Annotated in this window: 19 protein-coding genes; 12 read left to right on the top strand and 7 right to left on the bottom strand. The window is 63.4% G+C overall.

The genetic code is table 11. From position 1 onward, the window contains the following. The first annotated feature begins 4 nt into the window (after positions 1-4). The 7 genes from QP803_RS21545 (at position 5) to QP803_RS21515 (ending at position 6,242) form a co-directional block, all read left to right on the top strand. Positions 5-1,444, top strand: a complete 1,440-nt coding sequence (locus tag QP803_RS21545) for an aldehyde dehydrogenase family protein (protein ID WP_284945548.1) — start codon at positions 5-7, stop codon at positions 1,442-1,444. Positions 1,445-1,586: 142 nt separating this feature from the next. Next, complete coding sequence (locus tag QP803_RS21540; RefSeq protein WP_284945547.1) at positions 1,587-2,015, top strand: CBS domain-containing protein; 429 nt, start codon at positions 1,587-1,589, stop codon at positions 2,013-2,015. Between the two features lie 133 nt (positions 2,016-2,148). Continuing rightward, entirely contained in the window at positions 2,149-2,376 is a 228-nt protein-coding gene (locus tag QP803_RS21535; RefSeq protein WP_284945546.1) for a hypothetical protein, read from the top strand. Then, positions 2,373-2,624, top strand: coding sequence for a hypothetical protein (locus QP803_RS21530; RefSeq protein ID WP_284945545.1), 252 nt, complete (start codon positions 2,373-2,375; stop codon positions 2,622-2,624). The genes QP803_RS21535 and QP803_RS21530 overlap by 4 nt, the downstream gene beginning before the upstream one ends. 18 nt (positions 2,625-2,642) lie before the next feature. Further along, positions 2,643-3,584, top strand: a complete 942-nt coding sequence (locus QP803_RS21525; protein ID WP_284945542.1) for an alpha/beta hydrolase — start codon at positions 2,643-2,645, stop codon at positions 3,582-3,584. A gap of 120 nt (positions 3,585-3,704) precedes the next feature. Continuing rightward, positions 3,705-5,636, top strand: coding sequence for an acetate--CoA ligase (gene acs / locus QP803_RS21520; protein WP_284945540.1), 1,932 nt, complete (start codon positions 3,705-3,707; stop codon positions 5,634-5,636). 39 nt (positions 5,637-5,675) lie between these two features. Beyond that, the gene (locus QP803_RS21515; protein WP_284945539.1) at positions 5,676-6,242 is read left to right on the top strand and encodes a nucleoside 2-deoxyribosyltransferase; all 567 of its coding nucleotides are present in this window, start codon (positions 5,676-5,678) and stop codon (positions 6,240-6,242) included. Between the two features lie 41 nt (positions 6,243-6,283). Here QP803_RS21515 and QP803_RS21510 read toward each other — a convergent pair whose 3' ends face one another. The 4 genes from QP803_RS21510 to QP803_RS21495 are packed head-to-tail and all read right to left on the bottom strand — an operon-like array spanning position 6,284 to position 8,764. Next, a complete protein-coding gene (locus QP803_RS21510; RefSeq protein WP_284945538.1) occupies positions 6,284-6,847 on the bottom strand; it encodes a YceI family protein in 564 nt (187 codons plus the stop codon). A gap of 17 nt (positions 6,848-6,864) precedes the next feature. Further along, entirely contained in the window at positions 6,865-7,455 is a 591-nt protein-coding gene (locus tag QP803_RS21505; RefSeq protein ID WP_284945536.1) for a cytochrome b, read from the bottom strand. Between the two features lie 34 nt (positions 7,456-7,489). Next, positions 7,490-8,110 (bottom strand): YceI family protein, encoded by a 621-nt coding sequence (locus QP803_RS21500; protein WP_284945535.1) that lies wholly within the window; start codon positions 8,108-8,110, stop codon positions 7,490-7,492. A gap of 42 nt (positions 8,111-8,152) precedes the next feature. Beyond that, complete coding sequence (locus QP803_RS21495) at positions 8,153-8,764, bottom strand: FMN-dependent NADH-azoreductase (protein WP_284945534.1); 612 nt, start codon at positions 8,762-8,764, stop codon at positions 8,153-8,155. A 107-nt stretch (positions 8,765-8,871) separates the two neighbouring features. Here QP803_RS21495 and QP803_RS21490 point away from each other — a divergent pair, with 107 nt between their 5' ends. Then, on the top strand, positions 8,872-9,813 hold the full coding sequence (locus tag QP803_RS21490; RefSeq protein ID WP_284945533.1) for a LysR family transcriptional regulator: 942 nt from the start codon (positions 8,872-8,874) through the stop codon (positions 9,811-9,813). Positions 9,814-9,837: 24 nt separating this feature from the next. Continuing rightward, positions 9,838-10,341 (top strand): GNAT family N-acetyltransferase, encoded by a 504-nt coding sequence (locus QP803_RS21485; protein ID WP_284945531.1) that lies wholly within the window; start codon positions 9,838-9,840, stop codon positions 10,339-10,341. A 110-nt stretch (positions 10,342-10,451) separates the two neighbouring features. On the opposite strand, the gene hmuQ is transcribed toward QP803_RS21485, so the two are convergent. Beyond that, positions 10,452-10,769: a heme-degrading protein HmuQ gene (gene hmuQ, locus QP803_RS21480; RefSeq protein ID WP_284945530.1), complete on the bottom strand. Its 318-nt coding sequence runs from the start codon at positions 10,767-10,769 to the stop codon at positions 10,452-10,454. A 99-nt stretch (positions 10,770-10,868) separates the two neighbouring features. Between hmuQ and QP803_RS21475 the strand changes: the two genes are divergently transcribed. From QP803_RS21475 to QP803_RS21465, 3 genes are all read left to right on the top strand, one after another. Then, entirely contained in the window at positions 10,869-12,284 is a 1,416-nt protein-coding gene (locus QP803_RS21475) for a mannitol dehydrogenase family protein (protein WP_284945529.1), read from the top strand. Between the two features lie 116 nt (positions 12,285-12,400). Beyond that, positions 12,401-12,721, top strand: coding sequence for a hypothetical protein (locus tag QP803_RS21470; RefSeq protein WP_284945528.1), 321 nt, complete (start codon positions 12,401-12,403; stop codon positions 12,719-12,721). Positions 12,722-12,743: 22 nt separating this feature from the next. Beyond that, positions 12,744-12,959, top strand: coding sequence for a hypothetical protein (locus tag QP803_RS21465; RefSeq protein WP_284945527.1), 216 nt, complete (start codon positions 12,744-12,746; stop codon positions 12,957-12,959). A gap of 54 nt (positions 12,960-13,013) precedes the next feature. Here the strand turns inward: QP803_RS21465 and glgB are convergent, their stop codons facing one another. Together glgB and treS are read right to left on the bottom strand one after the other, a co-directional pair. Further along, positions 13,014-15,215: a 1,4-alpha-glucan branching protein GlgB gene (gene glgB, locus QP803_RS21460; RefSeq protein WP_284945525.1), complete on the bottom strand. Its 2,202-nt coding sequence runs from the start codon at positions 15,213-15,215 to the stop codon at positions 13,014-13,016. Further along, on the bottom strand, positions 15,212-18,520 hold the full coding sequence (gene treS / locus QP803_RS21455) for a maltose alpha-D-glucosyltransferase (RefSeq protein WP_284945524.1): 3,309 nt from the start codon (positions 18,518-18,520) through the stop codon (positions 15,212-15,214). The genes glgB and treS overlap by 4 nt, the downstream gene beginning before the upstream one ends.

The following is an 18,520-nucleotide window of genomic DNA, read 5'->3' as shown; positions in this document are numbered from 1 at the left end:
TTCCATGACTGCCATTGCTAATGTCATCGGCGGCCGCCGCACGACCCCTTCGGGTGACGAGCGTTACCGGGCTCTCAATCCCTCGAATCTCAGCGATGTCGTGTCTGACTATGCATTTTCGTCAGCCGAGGAGGTCGAGCACGCTGTGCAGGCGGCACGTGCGGCCTTTCCGGCCTGGCGCGATCGCGGCGCCATTCAGCGCGCCGAGATTCTCGCCAAGGCGGGGGCCCTGATCGTCAGTCGCGCGGCCGAACTGGGCGCCTTGATGACGCGGGAGATGGGCAAGCCCCTGCCCGAGGCCATCGGGGAACTCGGCTATGCCGGAAAGGTGCTGCAATTCTACGCCGCCGAAGCCCAGCGCCCGGCGGGGGAGACGCTGCATTCAGGCAGACCCAATGTCCATTACTACACGCTGCGCGAACCGCTGGGCGCCGTGGGCCTCGTCACACCCTGGAACTTTCCCTTTTCGATTCCCTGCTGGAAGCTCGGCCCCGCCCTGGTGACCGGCAATACCGTGGTGTGGAAGCCCGCGCCGCATCACCCGTTGTGTTCCCAGGCGGTAATGGATGCGTTGCTGGAAGCGGGCTTGCCGGATGGTGTGGTCAACCTCGTGCATGGTGGTGCGGATGTCGGCGCGGCCATCGTGCGGCATCCGCAGCTGCCCGCCATCTCCTTCACCGGGTCGACGCCCGTGGGCCAATCGATCTACCGGGAGGTGTCCGGCCGGCTGGCGCGGGCACAATGCGAGATGGGCGGCAAGAACGCGCTCTATGTCCATTCAGCCGCCGACATCGACAAGGCGGTTTTGATCGCGACCGAAGGTGCATTCCGCAGCGCCGGCCAGAAATGCACGGCGACCAGCCGGGTCTTGGTAGACCGCGCCGTGGCCGAGGCCTTTACCGATGCCTTCGTCACGCGGGCACGCGGGCTTGTGGTGGGTGACCCCATGGCGCCCGAAACCTTCCTGGGCCCCGTGGTGGATGACCGCCAGTTCGGCAAAATCCGCCAGCATATCCAAGCCGGTATCGCGGCGGGCCTGCATGTCGCGGCCGGCGGGGCCGCGCGGCCGGACGACGGCGGCTATTTCATCACGCCCACCGTCTTTGCCGATGTCGCCGCAGACGCACCCCTTGCGCAGGAGGAGATCTTCGGACCCGTTGTGGTGCTCATTCCCGTGGATGGTTTGGAACAGGCCATCACGGCCGTCAACGGCACCGGCTATGGCCTCAGCAATACCATCATGACCCACGACCTTGAGGCCGCGCATCGCTTTGCACGCGGCGTCGAGTCTGGCGTGGTCGGCGTCAATCTCCCCACGGCGGGGGTGGAAATGCATGCGCCCTTCGGGGGCTGGAAGGGATCGGGCCTTGGCCTGCCGGAACAGGGGCTCAAGATCATTGATTTCTACACTCACTGGCGCAGCGTCGCGATGCAGTTCGCCTGAGCGCTTGACGAAGTCGGCTGATCACAGTCTCCTGATGCCAACTGCCTGAAGTCAAATGATCGACGCGAATTCCGTTAAATTGGCTGCAATCGGGGCCACGGGCTGCTAAAGTCTGGGCCAATAAAAAAAGGGAGGTCTCACCGTGCTGGTCTCGTCCATTCTTGCCACTAAGAGCAAAAACCTCATCAGCGTTTCGTCGAATACCCCGGTCAGCGATGTCACCCAGATTCTGCACGAGAACACGATCGGCGCCGTCCTGGTCATGGAGGGAAGCAAGCTGCTCGGCGTGCTGTCCGAGCGTGGCATCGTACGCGCGATGGCGCTCAATCCCAGCGGGGTTCGCGCGATGCGCGCGGATCATGCGATGAGGCCGACTCAATATCGCGTAAGCGCAGACGCGTCGCTGGAGGATGCGATGCAGATCATGACCGACCATCGTGTGCGCTATCTTCCGGTCTTTGAAGGCGACAAACTGGTCGGTTTGATCAGCATCGGCGACGTGGTGAAGGCGGAACTCAACATCCGTCTGCACGAGGTCAACAGCCTGACGAACTATATCAGCGGCGTCTGACGAGCGGGAGGCTCTGTTCTTGAGCACTTCTGACAGATCGGCTCGGCAGTGGAACACGGGCCAGTAACCCTTTGGTATGAATGCGCAATGCCGCTATCCTGCCGCTGACGAGTCGCAAGCGGAGGCGGGGTAGATGGGCAGGCAATGGCATTTGGCTTTGATGGTGGTTGGGGCCTTCGCGGGCGGCGGATTGGCTGTGACGGCCGTCGCCGACGAACCGCAACTGGCCCAGGCGCTGTCCGCCCTCAACGATGCCAGCGGCTTCCTGGCGCAGACCAGCGACAACAAGGGCGGCCATCCGCAAAAGGCCATCGCCCTCATCGCCCAAGCCGAAGCCCAAATCCGGGCAGTGTCGCCATGAGGCGGGTCGTCATTGCGGTCGCCTTCATCAGCGGCGGTACGCTCGCCGGCTGCGCCGTGCATCACCAGGGCCATATGAACGCGGCGCTGCAATCGCTGAATGACGCCGCCCAGCACCTGGGCCTCGCGACCCCCGACAAGGCCGGCCATGTGCAGGCGGCGCTTCACCTGACGCAGCAGGCAATCGGCGAAGTCGAACTCGGAATGGCCTATAAGATCAAAACCGGCGGAAATGCGACGTCCGACTGAAGAACCGGGGAGCGTCCGATGACCAGTTTCGACCTGGACAGTCAGGTGAAGGCCTTCATCCGCAAGACCGACAGCTTCTCGGCCGGCGTGCCGCCCGATGCGCCGGCCCCCGTGATCCGCGCCGCCTATGACCGGATGTGCGCGGCCTATGCGCGGCCGTATCCACCGGGCCTGCGGGCCATGGACGGCATCCTGCACGCCCAGAATCCGACGCGCGAATTGCGCGTGCGCAGCTACACAACGCCGGATGCCATACCGCATCGCGTCGTGCTGTACTTCCACGGTGGTGGCTTCGTGGTCGGCGGTCTCGACAGCCATGACAGCATCTGCGCGGACCTCGCCGCCGGCGCCGAAGTGGCGGTGGCCGCGCTGGATTACCGTCTGTCGCCCGAGAACCGCTACCCCGCCGCGCTCGACGATGCTGAGGCCGCCTATGACGACCTTCTGGACTCCCATCAGGCGGTGATCGTGGCCGGGGACAGTGCCGGCGCCACCCTCGCGGTGGCACTCTGCCTGCGGCTGCGTCGGAAGGGTAAGCCGATGCCTTGGGCGCAGGTGCTGATCTACCCGATGCTGCATCCGGATTGCCGGCGGGCGATTGGCGGCCCGAAGGAAGATGCGCCTTTGCTGCCCGCCGCGAGCCTTGCCGGCTATCGCAGGCTCTATGCTGGCGGGCCGCCGGTGGTGACGGATGATCCGGAACTGGCGCCGCTCGCCACGCGAGACTTCTCAGGCCTGCCACCCGCCGCCATTTTCGTGGCCGACATCGATCCTCTCGCGGAGGATTCGCATGACTATGCGGCCGCGCTCCGCGGGTCAGGCGTCGCGGCCAGCCTGCATCCTGGCACCGGCCTGATCCACGGCTATCTGCGTGGACGCGCCGTGAGCGACCGCATCGCGGAGGAATTTTCCGCCATCGTCTCGGCCTTGCGCGGCTTCGCCCATAGCGGACACCCTTAAGCTCTGCCTGAAAAGCGTTTGACTTCGCGCCCGATGGCTCGGACCTTCGGGGAAACCGGCCCGCAGAGCCGGAGCTTGCGCAGGCGCCGCCCCGCGCCGTGACCGACGGAGGACCACGTCATGCCAGACGATCACGCCACCATGTCCGCGCCGCTTTCCCCTCGCCTGAGCGAGAGCGCCGACCGAATTGCCGCGATGCGCGCCGCCGTCGCTGCCGCACCGGACGCCTTTTGGAAGCGGGAAGCCCTGGCGCGCGTCGCCTGGATGGCCGAGCCGACCAAGATCAAGAACACCAGCTTTACGGGTGACGTGTCGATCAAGTGGTTCGAAGACGGCACGCTGAATGCCAGCGTCTCCTGCCTCGACCGGCATCTGGCTGTGCGGGGTGACCAAACCGCGATCATCTGGGAAGGCGATGAGCCCGGCACCTCGGCCAGCATCACCTATTGCGACTTGCACGAAAGGGTCTGCCGCCTCGCCAATGGCCTGAAGGCGCTCGGCGTCCATAAGGGCGACCGGGTCACTATCTATCTGCCTATGGTGATCGAGGCGGCGGTAGCGATGCTCGCCTGCGCCCGCGTCGGCGCCGTGCATTCCGTGGTCTTCGGCGGCTTCTCCCCGCTCAGCCTGTCGGGTCGCATGCTCGATTGCAAATCGACCGTGCTGATCACGGCTGACGAAGGCCGCCGCGCCGGCAAGCGCGTGCCCCTCAAGGCCAATGCGGATGAGGCGCTGAAATCCTGCCCGAACGTCACCGCCGTGGTCGTGGTCGCCGTTACCGGTACTAAGGTGCCGATGATCGAGGGACGCGACCATGACTATGCCGCGCTGGTGGCGGCCGCCTCCCCCGATTGCCCGCCGGAGGAGATGAATGCCGAGGACCCGCTGTTCATCCTCTATACCTCGGGCAGCACCGGCAGCCCCAAGGGCGTCCTTCACACCACCGGCGGCTACATGGTCTGGGCGAGCCTGACCCATGAGCTGGTCTTCGATTACCGGCCCGGCGAAGTGTTCTGGTGTACTGCCGATGTGGGCTGGGTCACCGGCCACACCTATATCGTCTATGGGCCGCTCGCGAATGGCGCGACGACGCTGATGTTCGAAGGCGTGCCGACCTATCCCGACAGCGGGCGGCTGTGGGAGATCGTCGATAAGCATCAGGTCGAGATCTTCTATACCGCACCCACCGCCATCCGCGCCCTGATGCGGGATGGCGATGCGCCGGTGAAGCGCAGCAAGCGCAGCAGCCTGCGGCTGCTCGGTTCTGTGGGCGAGCCGATCAACCCCGAGGCCTGGCATTGGTACAACACGGTCGTCGGCGAAGGTCGCTGCCCCATCGTCGATAGCTGGTGGCAGACCGAGACCGGCGGCATCCTGATCAGCCCGGTTCCGGGCATGGCACTGAAGCCGGGCTCTGCGACCCTGCCCATGCCCGGCGTGCAGCCCGTCATCGTCGATGCCGAGGGTCACCCTCTGGAGGGTGCGGCAGATGGCTATCTCTGCATCGCCGATAGCTGGCCGGGCCAGATGCGCACCGTCTTCGGTGATCATGCCCGCTTCATCCAAACCTATTTCAGCACCTACCCGGGATACTACTTCACCGGTGACGGTGCCCGCCGCGATGCCGATGGCTATTACTGGATCACCGGCCGCGTCGATGACGTCATCAACGTCTCCGGCCACCGCATGGGTACGGCCGAGGTCGAGAGCGCGCTGGACGGCCACGCGGATGTCGCCGAGGCCGCCGTGGTTGGTTTCCCGCATGACGTGAAGGGCCAGGGCATCTACGCCTACGTCACCCTCAAGCGCGGCATCGAGCCGAGTGACGCCCTGCTCAAGGAATTGTCGGCCTGGGTGCGCAAGGATATCGGCGCCATCGCCGTGCCAGATGTGATCCAATGGGCGCCGGGCCTGCCCAAGACGCGGAGCGGCAAGATCATGCGGCGCATCCTGCGCAAGATCGCCGCCAATGAGATCGATAGCCTAGGCGATACTTCGACGCTCGCCGACCCGGCGGTGGTCGACGATCTGGTGGCGAACCGAAAGTCCTGACGTCTTGCGAGCGACCGGCGAGGCGGGCATGGTCGGGGCATGATCACCGTGTATCTCGCCGGTCCCGATGTCTTCCTGCCGAATGCGCGCGAGCATGCGCGGCGCAAGGTGGAGATTTGTGCCCAATATGGGCTGCGCGGTCAGCCGCCGCTGAACGAGGATATCGAGAGCCTCGCGACCATGGAGAGCAGCGAGGCCGGCCTCACGATCTTCCGCAAGGACGTCGCGATGATGGAAGCTGCGGACATCATCATCGCCAATCTGACGCCGTTTCGCGGCGCTTCTGCCGATGCCGGGACGCTCGTGGAAATCGGCTGGTTTCTCGGCCGGGGCAAGCCGATCTTCGGCTATTCCAATACCGCGACGCTCTTCGATGCGCGCAGCCGGGCCCATGTCTCGGCTATTCCAGACCCGATGCCGCATCTGACGGTCGAGCATTTCGGCCTGCCGGACAATCTAATGGTTCCGGGCGCAGTTCTGGCGGGTGGACATCCGATGGTCCTGCCGGAGGACGGCATGGACCGGGTCTTCGACGCGTTGGATGTGTTCGAGCGCTGCGTGCAGATCGCGGCGCTGAAGATGGGCGTGGGCGAGACGCAGGCGTAACGGCCTGTCCTATTGGCGGATGAGCGCAGCGTTATCCGCCGTTACCGCGCCGTCTTCGTCGCCACGATATCGACGTCCACGGCAACTTCCAGCGCCACGTATTGCGCCGTCGTCCAGGCGCCCTGGCCGACACCGTAATCGGTGCGAATCAGCTGGACCTTCCCATCTGCTTTCGCAGCGTCACCGGTGATCGCCAAGGTGAACGGCAGGATGACCGGCTTGGACAGGCCGCGAATGCTCAACGTGCCGACCGCCTCATAGGCGCCGGCACCCGTGGATTTGAAGCTGCTCGCCACGAAACGCGCCTGAGGGAATTTCGCCGCCGCGAACCAGTCATCGCCCGGCATGGCGCTGTCTTTCTGCTGGTCGCCGGTGCTGGCACTCGCCGTGTCAATGGTGATGTCGGCATGCCCGGCGCCAGGATTGGCCGGATCGAAAACGATCGTGCCCGCGAACTTGCCGAAGCTGCCCTTGAAGGGCGTGCCGCTCTGCGAGCCGGTGAAACCGAGGTGGCTTTTGGCGGGATCGACGGTCCAGGTCGCGGCCTGGGCCGAAGCCGTACCGCCGAGCAAAAGGGCAACGACAACAGCGTGGGTGAGCTTCATGACACCGATCCTTAACGCTATGCGCGGCGGCCCAGACCCGGAATCATTCGCCCGAGAATGGTATCGCGCTTGATGAAGTGATGCTGCAGCGCGGCCCCGATATGAACCACGAGCACGCCGATCAGAATCCAGGAGCCGTAGGCGTGGACCCAGCCCAGCACATGCGACACTGCGGCCTTATTCGCGAGCGTCGGCAGGATCGGCAGATCGGGCCAGGGCACAAGGTTATAGAGCACGGTCGGCAGGTTGAACGGGGAGCTGGAGACGACCGCCCATCCCGTCAACGGCATGCCGATCATCAACAGATAAAGCAGCCAATGCACGCCATGGGCGGCGCCCCGACCGAGCGCGGGCACCTCAGCTGGCAGCGGCGGCGGGCGATGGGTGAACCGCCATAGAATGCGAAGCACCACCAGCAGCAAGACGGTGATGCCGATCGACTTGTGGAGCTGGAACAGCTTCCATTCCAAAGTCTGCGAAATCTTCAGCTGTGTCATCACCAACCCGATGACGATCAGGGCCGAGATGCCGAGGGCGATCAGCCAATGCAACAGAATGGCGACCATCGTGTAGCGCGCCGGCTTTTGATAACTTCCGTGAGCGGACATCGATGATCGCCTTTCCTGCTAGGGCCGAAAAGACTTAGCTCTGCGCCTCAAAAGCGCCGCTCAGCATCAGCTTCACGCTGTCGCCGATCAGCGGCTCGTAAGTCTTCACGCCGAATTCGGCGCGCGAAATCGTGCCGGTCGCGTCGAACCCGATGGTGTATTTCTTGTCGAGCGGGTTGACGCCGCCGCCATTGAAATGCGCCGTCAGCGTGACCGGCTTGGTGACGCCGTGGAAGGTCAGGTCGCCGGTGATCTTGCCCTCGTCATGGCCGAGCAGCGTGATCTTGGTCGACTTGAAGGTAATGGTCGGGAACTGCGTGGCATCGAACCACATCGGGCTCTTCAACTCGCCGTCCAGCTTGGGGTTCGTGGTCGAGATGCTGGCGGTCGGGAAGCTGATCGACAGCGCGCTCTTGCTGGGCATCTTAGAGTCGAAATTCAGGCTGCCGCTGGCAGTGGTGAAGTCACCGTACCAGGTGGTGAAGCCCATATGCGACACGCTGAAGAGGATGCGCGTGTGATACGGCTCGACCGAGTAAGCGCCAGCCGGAACCTTGGCGGCGACCGTGGTCGCGACCTGGGCGATGGCGGGAGACAGGGCAGCGGCGGCAATGCCGGCGCCAAGCGTGGCGCCGAGCAGAAGATGACGGATCATGGGTGGTCCTCAATAAAAGTTAGGAAGACGAAACGGGTAAAATCAGGCGGAGATTGCGGCCACTTGCGCACGTGCGTCGGCCACCGCTTTGGTCGCGGCGTCGGGGCCCATGGCCAGGCCCTCGGCCCGGACGATCGTGACATCGGTGATGCCGATGAAGCCCAGGATGGCGCGGAGATAGGTCTCCTGAAAGTCATAGGGCTTGTAGGGACCCTCGGAGTAGACGCCGCCGCTGGCCAGGAACAGAACCAGCTTCTTGCCGAAAACGAGACCCTCGGGGCCGCTCGCGCCGTAGCGGAAGGTGCGGCCAGAGCGGATGACATGATCGATCCATGCCTTCAGCGCGGAGGGGATGCTGAAATTGTACATCGGCACGCCGATGACGATCAGGGAAGCGGCCTCGATTTCTTCGACGAGAGCATCGGAGAGTGCGAGGGCCGTCTTCTGGGCCGCCGTCAGCTCTTCCGGCTTGCCGAACATGCCGCCGAGAAGATCGACGCCAAGATGCGGAATCGGCGAGGCAATCAGGTCGCGCGTGATCATGCTGGTGCCGGCATGCGCCGCCACATAGTCCTTCACATAAGTCTCGGACAGCTCGCGGCTCACGGAACTGGCGAGGTTCGAACTGCTTTGGATAAGGAGCACTTGGGTCATGACACGTCCCATTCAAATTACTGAAGGACCGTCTACAATTGTGCTGCAACGCAAGAAACTGATAAAATATCGCTCAACATGATCCGATTTTTCGATAGAGTTTCCCCATGACATCCCATGGCCTAACGCTCGACCAGTTGCAGGTTTTCGTGGCGGTGGCAGAGGAGGGCAGTTTTTCTGCCACTGCCCGCCGCCTCAATCGCGCACAATCGGCTGTGACCTATGCCGTGCAAAAGATGGAAGACCAGCTCGGCACCATGCTCTTTGATCGGTCGGGCTATCGGCCCGTCCTCACCGAAGCTGGCGCCGCGCTGCTCATCCGCGCCGCGCGGATCGTGAGGGAGGTCGATGCCTTGTGGGACCAGGCGCGCGGCATCACCCAGGGGCTGGAGCCGGAGCTGTCGATGGTGATCGACGCCATGTTCCCCATGCCACGCATCGTTGATGCCTTGCGCGTCTTCGGAGAGCGCTATCCAACCGTGCCGACCCGCATCTATGTGGCGTCTATGGGCGCGACCGTGAATCTGGTGGTGGACGGCACCTGCACCATCGGCGTCTCGCTCACCTTCGCGACCCAGGATGCCACCCTCAGCACCCACCCGATCCAGACCGTGGGCATGGTGGCGGTCGCCGCACCCTGCCACCCGCTTTCGGCCTTCACCGGCCTGATCCCGACCGAAGACTTGCAGCACCATGTGCAACTCGTTCTGACCGATCATTCCGGCCGCACCGGCAATCGCGACAATGGCGTGCTCTCCAACCGTAACTGGCGTCTGGGTGACCTCGGCGCCAAACACGCCATGCTACTCGGAGGCCTCGGCTGGGGCGGCATGCCGCTGCATATGGTGGAGGCGGACCTCGCCGCCCGCCGGCTGTGCCAGATCCGGCCGGAGGAATGGGGGAATGCCTATGGCCCGATCGAGTTGCAAATATCGCTGATCCATCGCGCCGATCGGGTGTTGGGGCCAGCCGCGCGCTGGCTGTCCGAGTGGCTGATGGCAGGCAGCCGGGCGCCCGCTTTACATCGCGCTGCTCAGGCCGCCGAATAGGCGCCGCCAAGGGAAGAGAGACCGATGCTGATTCGTAACGCGACCGAGACCGATCTGCCCGCGATCCTCGCCATCACCAACGAGGCGATCCTCAACACCACATCGAGCTGGAATGTGCAGCCGACGACGCTGGAAGCGCGCCAGCAATGGTTGACGGACCGTGCGGCGGCAGGGTTGCCGGTGCTGGTCGCCGCAAACGGCGATGAGGTTCTGGGCTTCGCCAGCTATGGCAGTTTTCGCGCCTGGGACGGCTATGCCCTGACGGTCGAGCATTCGATCTATGTCGATGCCACCAAGCGCCGGCAGGGGGCCGGCCGCGCTTTGCTGGCGGCGCTGATCGATCATGCGACCGACGCCGGCATGCATGTCATGATGGGCGTGATCTCCGCCGATAACGAGGTGTCGATCGTCCTGCATGAGCAGTTCGGCTTCGACATCGTGGGTCGTCTGCCGGAAGTCGGCCGCAAGTTCGACCGCTGGCTCGACCTCGTGCTGATGCAGAAGACGCTGCGGCGGATTGCCGATTAACTCCGGGACTTAGGCTCAATCGCTGGCGTCACCATCGTCATCCACGGGCGCCCATGGACCCGCGCATCACGTGCGCGGGTGACGATCTATGCGGTTTCGATGATTGTTCCCTAACCCCGCTCGGCGCCGCCGACCGTCTCGAACCCTTCGAACTCCGGGTGCCCGAGCGTCAAAGGCTTGGCGCCGCCGGCGCCGGCATGGGCGACACGGAAAGCCTCCGACTTCGTCCAGGCCTCGAACTCGGCATGCGAGGCCCAGATCGTATGCGAGGCATACAGGATATGATCCTCCCGCTCCGGTCCCTTCAGCAGGTTGAAACTCAGGAAGCCCGGCACAGTGTGAAGCTGACTGTCGCGGTCCACCCAGCGGGCCTCGAAGGCCGAGACCTCGGTCTTGATCACACGAAAGCGGTTCATGGCCACGAACATTGTCTTTCTCCCCCAAGCCTCGATCGATCCTAGCGCATGGCTTGAAGCCGATCCATGGCGGGCGCAAACCCCCATCAGGACGCGGCGACACGGAGATTGATGATGCGGCTATCGCGGGCAAATCTGGGCGGCAATACCTGGCGGACGGGCATCGTCCATCTCGGCCTCGGCGCCTTCGCCCGTGCCCATCTGGCGCTCTATACCGAAGACGCGGCGGAGACAGATTGGGGCATCCTGGGCGTAAGCCTGCAGCGGCCGGACCAACGCGATCTATTGGCGCCGCAGGATTGTCTCTACACCGCCATCGAGAAGGGTCCCGCGGGGGCCACGGCGCGCATCGTCACCTGCCTGACCGGTTTGCTTGTCGCGCCCGAAGATCCCGGTGCCGTCCTGGCCGCCATGGCCGATCCCGCCACCCGCATCGTGACCCTCACCATCACCGAAAAAGGCTATTGCCACGACCCCGCGACGGGCGACCTCAACCTCGCGCATCCGACCATCGTCCATGACCTCGAAAACCCGGCCACCCCGCGCGGCGCCATCGGCTTCATTGTCGAGGCGCTGCGCCTGCGGCGGCAGGCACGGCTGCCGCCCTTCACCGTGTTGTGCTGCGACAACCTGCCCGCCAATGGCCGCATTGTGGCGAAGCTCGTAACAGCCTTCGCTTCTCACCGTGCCCCCTCCCTCGCCGCCTGGATCGCCGAACACGGGCGCTTTCCGTGCAGCATGGTCGATCGCATCGTGCCGGCGACGACGCCCGCCGATGTCGCGGAAGCGCAGGCGCTGACCGGCTTCGCCGATGCCGCACCCGTAGTGCATGAGCCGTTCCGGCAGTGGGTGATCGAAGATGACTTCGTGGGCGGCGCCCGGCCGCATTGGGAAGCCGGCGGCGCGCAATTCGTGCGGGACGTGGAACCCTTCGAACATATGAAGCTGCGCCTGCTGAACGGCGCCCATTCCGCCCTCGCCTATCTCGGCTATCTCGCGGGGCATGAAACGATCGCCGATGCGATGGCGGACCCCGTCTTCGCGCAATTCGTGGAACGGCTGTGGCGGGAGGAGATTGTGCCCGTGGTGCCGCCACCGCCGGAGACGGACCTGCTCGCCTATGTCGCGGCCCTACAGGCCCGCTTCAGCAATCCGGCGATCCGTCATCGCACCTGGCAGATTGCTATGGATGGGTCGCAGAAGCTGCCGCAGCGGCTTCTCGGCACGCTGCGCGAAAGGCTGTCGCGCGACTTGCCGATCGATGCTCTCGCGCTCGTGATCGCCGGTTGGGCGCGTTATGTCGGCGGCACCGACGAAAACGGCGGGACGATCGACGTGCGGGACCCGATGGCGGACACACTCGCGGCTCTCGATCTCCGCGGCATCCTTGATCAGCGGCGCATCTTCGGTGACGACCTGTCAGCCGATCCTCGTGTCTTCACAACAGTCAACGACGCCTATAGCGGATTGGTGAAGGCGGGGAGCAAGAAGACGGTGGCTCGTTACAATGCCTCATTTGGGCCGTAATTACACAGCCCCGACGAAACTTCATTTAACACTGGTCCCTTGAAGAAACGACGCCTGGCTACACTTGTGTTTCCGGTCTCGAGGTCAATCGACCTCCACTGACAATGGGAGACACCATGATACGCAAATACCTTCTGCCCACGGCTGTCGCCTTCGGTCTGATGACCGGTGCCGCGATGGCGCAGACGACCTATCAGTCCACCACCACGACGGCTGTGCCCGCCCCGGTACCGCCGCCGTCCGGGACACTGAGCACGACGACGATCAAGAAGACCGATGACGGCGCCGGTGACACGTCAACTTCCCAGCAGACGACCTACGGGAACGCGAATGGCACCGTCTCGCAAAGCTCGACCACGACGGTTGTGCAGCCGCCGCCGCCCCCACCGACTGTCACGACGACCGAAAAGACGACGACGACCACCGTCGGCCAATAACCCTTTCCACTGGAGAATGATGATGATCAGCCATAAATTCGGCACGCGCCTCGCCCTGGGTCTTTCGCTTCTTGGCGGCACTTTGGCATTGGGCGGATGCGTCTTCTCGGCACCGCCCGACAACAGCGCCTCCAGCACGACCACGACTGAAAAGACCACGACCACAACGCCGCCGACCTTGTTCAGCCCGGCAACCTCCAGCACCACAACGACTCAGACGACGGCACCCGCGCCGTAACTGCTTCGAAGAGAGCCGTCATCCGCGCACGTGATGCGCGGATGACGATGATGATCAACCCGCCTTGAAGACGACCGTCGATAGCGGCGGAAGAACGAGCGACACCGAGCACGGGAACTCGCCCCAGGGCGTGTCCTCGGCGGAAACAGATCCGCCATTGCCGACATTCGATCCGCCATAATTCAGGGCGTCCGTGTTCAGCACCTCGTGCCATACGCCGGAGCGCGGCACGCCAAGGCGATAGCCATAGCGCGGTACGGGCGTGAAATTGCACACGACCAGCATCGGCGCATCGCCCTCGTCACCCTGACGCAAATAGGCGAAAACGCTTTGCTCGCGGTCATGCAGCACCACCCAACGGAAGCCCGACGGATCGCAATCATGCCGATGCAGCGCCGCATGGTCGCGATACAGAAGATTGAGGTCGCGCATCAGGCGGTGAACGCCGGCGTGATCATCTTGATCCAGCACCCACCAATCCAAGGGACGATCGTGGTTCCATTCGCGCTCCTGCGCGATTTCGCCGCCCATGAACATCAGCTTCTTGCCAGGATGGGTCCACATGAAGCCGAAATAGGCGCGCAGATTGGCGAATTTCTGCCAGCGATCCCCGGGCATTTTGTTGATGAGCGAGCCTTTGCCGTAGACGACCTCATCATGCGACAGTGGCAGCACGAACTTCTCGGAAAAGGCATAGACGAGGCCGAAAGTCAGGCTGTCATGATGCCAGCGGCGATTGATGCTGGCCTCCTCCATGTAGCCCAGGCTGTCATGCATCCAGCCCATGTTCCACTTATAGTCGAAGCCCAGACCACCGTTCTCGACCGGATGGCTGACGCCGGGCCAGGACGTGCTTTCCTCGGCGATCAGCAAAGTGCCCGGGCAGCGGCTACGCATTTCGCGTGACAGTTCCTGGATGAAGGACACTGATTCCAGGTTCTCACGTCCGCCATATTGGTTCGGCACCCACTGGCCCTGCTTGCGGCTGTAATCGCGGTAGAGCATCGAAGCGACGGCATCCATGCGAAGACCGTCGACATGGTAATGCTCCAGCCAATGCAGCGCGCTTCCGATCAGGAAGCCGCGCACTTCATTGCGGCCTAGATTGAAGATATAGGTGTTCCAGTCTTGATGGAATCCTTCCTTCGGATCGGCATGCTCATACAGCGCCGTGCCATCAAAGCGGGCGAGGCCATGGGCATCGGTCGGGAAATGCGCCGGCACCCAATCGAGAATAACGCCAATGCCGGCCTCATGGCAGCGATCGATCAGCTTGCCGAAATTCTCGGGCGACCCCAGGCGCGCGCTCGGCGCGAACTGGCCGAGCGGTTGGTAGCCCCAACTGCCGCCGAAGGGATGCTCCATGATTGGCATGAACTCGATATGCGTAAAGCCCATCGCCTTCACATAAGGCACGAGCTTTTCGGAAAGCTGCGTCCAGACATCGGCGGTGTCGTCGCTCTCCGGCAGCCAGGACGCCGCATGCATCTCATAGATCGAAATCGGCGCATTGGGCAGACCGGTCTCTGTGCGCCGCGCGAGCCAAGCCTCATCGGTCCAGCGCAAACGCTCATCGACGACGATGGACGCGGTCTCTGGCGGCTTCTGCGCCGCCGCCGCCACCGGATCCGCCTTCAAGGGCAAAACCGATCCGTCTGGCCCCGTCAGTTCGTATTTATAGAGCGTGCCGGCGCCGATGCGGGGGATGAACATCTCCCAGATGCCGGCGCCCGTTTGTTTGCGCATCGGATGGCAGCGGCCGTCCCATCCGTTGAAGCTACCGACAACGGAAACGCGCCGCGCATTCGGCGCCCAAACGGCGAAGCGCGTGCCGGGCACACCGCTTTGCGTGACGAGATGCGCACCCAACTTGGCACCCAGTTCCCGATGCCGCCCTTCCGCGAGCAGATGAATATCAACTTCGCCGAGGGACGGGCCGAAGGCATAAGGATCTTCCGTGACACGCACCGCGTCCCTCGTCGTGATCCGCAGCAGATACGGCATGCGTGCCGGCATGACGCCGTTCCAGAATCCGGCCGCGTCGATGCAGTCGAGCTTGGCGAGAAGGCGCTCGCCTCCGGCGTCGATCACCTCGACCGAAGTCGCACCAGGCTGGAAGGTCCGCACCGCACAGCCGCCCTCGCAGTCATGCGGACCGAGAATGGAAAAGGGATCGCCATGCCGCGCATTCACAATGGCATCGACGGCGGCGAAGTCCGGCAGGCCCGCATGTGCCGTCTGGATCACGTCGTTCATGCATCTTCTCCAGCCGTCAGAACGCGCGTCACGATGTCATGCAATCCGCGCAGCGGAATGCGCAGCCAGGTCGGCCGGTTTGCAATCTCATAGCGGATTTCGTAGGCCGCCTTTTCGATGAGGAACAGATCGAGCAGCGGTGCCTCCGCCGCCTTGGAAATCCAAGGATGCGCGGCGGCTTCAAGGGCTGTCGAATAAGCGCCCAGGAAGGCGGCCTTAGCCCGCGTGTTGAACTGCTCAAGCAAAATCAGATGCCGCTCCGCCGCCTGCGGGGAGAGGGCGACCCGACCCGGAGCGGCCTCGGCCGCCGCCGTTGCATAGTCAAAGCTACGCAGCACGCCAGCGACATCGCGCAGCCCGCTGGACTTCATGCGGCGCTGCTCCAGCGGCCGCGCGGGCTCGCCTTCGAAGTCGATGATATAGGCATCGTCCTGCACGACCAGAATCTGGCCGAGGTGGAAGTCCCCATGGACCCGGGTGCGCAGCGCGCCACGCCCCTCGCCTGCGAGCCGGACGAGCGCGCTTTCGAGCGCATCAGACTGTTCCAACAGCGAGGCCGCCAGCGCCTCACTCTCCGTATCAGGCCAATCTTGCTTGCCGGCCAAAAGACCATAGGCGAGCTTCACCTGTTCGATGGCCGAGGCCGCCCAATCTGCCACAATCGCATCATTAGCGACTTCCGGCGCGAAGTCTGCATTGTCGGTCGGCAAAGAGAGCACGGCATGCAATTCACCCAGCCGCAGGCCCATGGCCATCGCAAAGCCGGTATAGGTCGAGAAGGGATCATCCTTCGTCGGATCCGCAGGCCCGACGACCGCGATCTCCGCCACCGCGCGGGCCAGGAAATCGAGCGTCCAGGTCCAGGCATCACCCTGATTGCGCACGAAATTCTGCGCGATCATGATGGTATTGGGTGTGCCGTCGGCATCGATGCGCACCACTTCGCCGACCAGCGGCGCGGTGTTGCCGAAGCCGCGTTCGGTGAGATACCGCGTCATCTCGCCTTCGGGATGGATGCCTTGGCTGACATGGCGCAGGATCTTCAATACCACAGCCTCGCCCACGACCAAGGAACTGTTGGATTGCTCGGCCCCGAACCGCCGCACTTCCGGATGGGCCGCCAAATGCACGGAGGACGCGATCGAGGTCGGGATGAAGCGAATCTCGCCGCCGTGCGGCAGGGGCACGGACCCGCCTGCAATGAGATTGTTCAGCGTTGCGAGAGCAAACTCGTCGATCGCGAAGCCGTCCGTGATCCAGCCCACGCGGCGCACCTGTCGCACGCGGGCCAGTGCCAGTTGCTGTGCCAACGGCACGGTCGTGTCACCTTCCCAGGCGATGGCCAGCGGCAGCACGTAACGGTCTGTCTGATCGCCCTGCTTGGTTTCCACTTCCGCGAGCAGCACATCGGCAGCACCCGGCAGCGGCACGGCATAGGCCACAGACAGCCCATCGATCGCCTGCCCCTTATTGGCGAACCACCGTCGCTTGGGGATATAGGCGGGAAGCGACTCGGTTTGCAGGATGTTCAGGCCGGGCAGTTTCAGCGCCTCCCCGATGCCGCCGCGAATGACGATGGTCGGGAATTCCGGCAAGGGTTCGGATGCGGGCGTGTGCCAGACCGGCAAGGTCGTCTCCTCCGTCAGCAAGAACCAAAAGGCGCCATAGGGGGCGAGCGTCAGCAAATAGGTGAGCTGCCCGATCGGCGGAAATACCGACCCACCGACGATATCCACGGGGGTGCGGCCGACATAGGATGAGAGATCAAGCTCCACCGCCTGCGCGGTGCGCGACAGGTTGCAGACGCAAAGCACGGTTTCCGGAGCGTCACCGCCGATTTCGCGCAGGTAAGCGAAGATTTTGCGATTGCCGGGATAGAGGAATTTCAGCGTTCCGCGCCCGAAGGCGGGGTGGCTTTTGCGCACCGCCAGCATGCGCCGGGTCCAATGCAGCAAGGAATGCTGGTCGGTTTCCTGCGCCTCGACATTCAGCGCCTGGAATCCATAGAGCGGATCCATGATCGCGGGTAGCACGAGCGACGCCGGATCGGCCCGTGAAAAGCCACCATTGCGATCGTAGGACCACTGCATCGGCGTGCGCACGCCATCGCGGTCGCCGAGATGGATATTGTCACCCATGCCGATTTCATCACCGTAATAAATCACCGGCGTCCCAGGCAGCGACAGCAGCAACCCGTTCATCAACTCGATACGCCGACGGTCGCGCTCCAACAGCGGCGCCAGTCTGCGCCTGATCCCGAGATTGATGCGCGCGCGCCGATCGCGAGCATAGGTCTCCCATAGATAATCACGCTCGGTATCCGTGACCATCTCGAGGGTAAGTTCGTCATGGTTGCGAAGGAAAATTGCCCATTGGCAATTCTCTGGAATTTCGGGCGTCTGCCGCATGATATCGGTAATCGGGAAACGGTCTTCGCGCGCGATCGCCATATACATGCGCGGCATCAGGGGGAAATTGAAGGACATATGGCATTCGTCGCCATCGCCGAAATAGATCTGCGCATCCTCGGGCCATTGATTGGCTTCGGCCAGCAGCATGCGCCCCGGTGCATGGGCATCCAGCGCCTTGCGGATCGTTTTCAGAATCGCATGGGTCTCGGCGAGGTTTTCGTTATTCGTGCCCTCGCGCTCCACCAGATAAGGCACGGCATCCAAGCGAAGGCCGTCGATGCCCATATCGATCCAGAAGCGCATCACCGACAGCACTTCCTCGATCACCGCCGGATTGTCGAAGTTCAGATCCGGCTGATGGGAATAGAACCGGTGCCAGTAATAGGCTTGGGCTTTATCATCCCAGGTCCAGTTGCTCTTTTCGGTATCGACGAAAATAACCCGCGTGCCCGCGTATTTCGTGTCGGTATCGGACCAGACATAGAAGTCCCGCTCCGGTGATCCAATCGGTGCAGCGCGCGCGGCCTGGAACCACGGATGCTGATCGCTGGTGTGGTTGATGACGAGTTCAGTGATCACCCGCAGGCCACGCGCATGCGCTGCCTCGATGAAGCGCTTCACGTCATCCAGCGTGCCGTAATCGGCATGCACATTGCGGTAGTCGGCGATGTCATAGCCATCGTCACGGCGGGGCGAGGGATAGAAGGGCAAAAGCCAGATCGCGGTGACGCCGAGTTCCGCGACATAGTCCAGCTTTTGCAGCAGGCCCGGAAAATCACCGACGCCATCATTATTGGCGTCGAAAAAGGACTTGATATGGACTTGATAGATGACGGCGTCTTTGTACCAAAGCGGATCTTCGTGGGCGGGGGGCAGATGTGTGACAGTATCCAC

The organism is Acidisoma sp. PAMC 29798 (assembly GCF_030252425.1).
GTDB lineage: Bacteria > Pseudomonadota > Alphaproteobacteria > Acetobacterales > Acetobacteraceae > Acidisoma > Acidisoma cladoniae.
The sequence above is the reverse complement of the archived record's forward strand: the minus strand, read 5'-3'. Positions and strand labels throughout refer to the sequence as shown.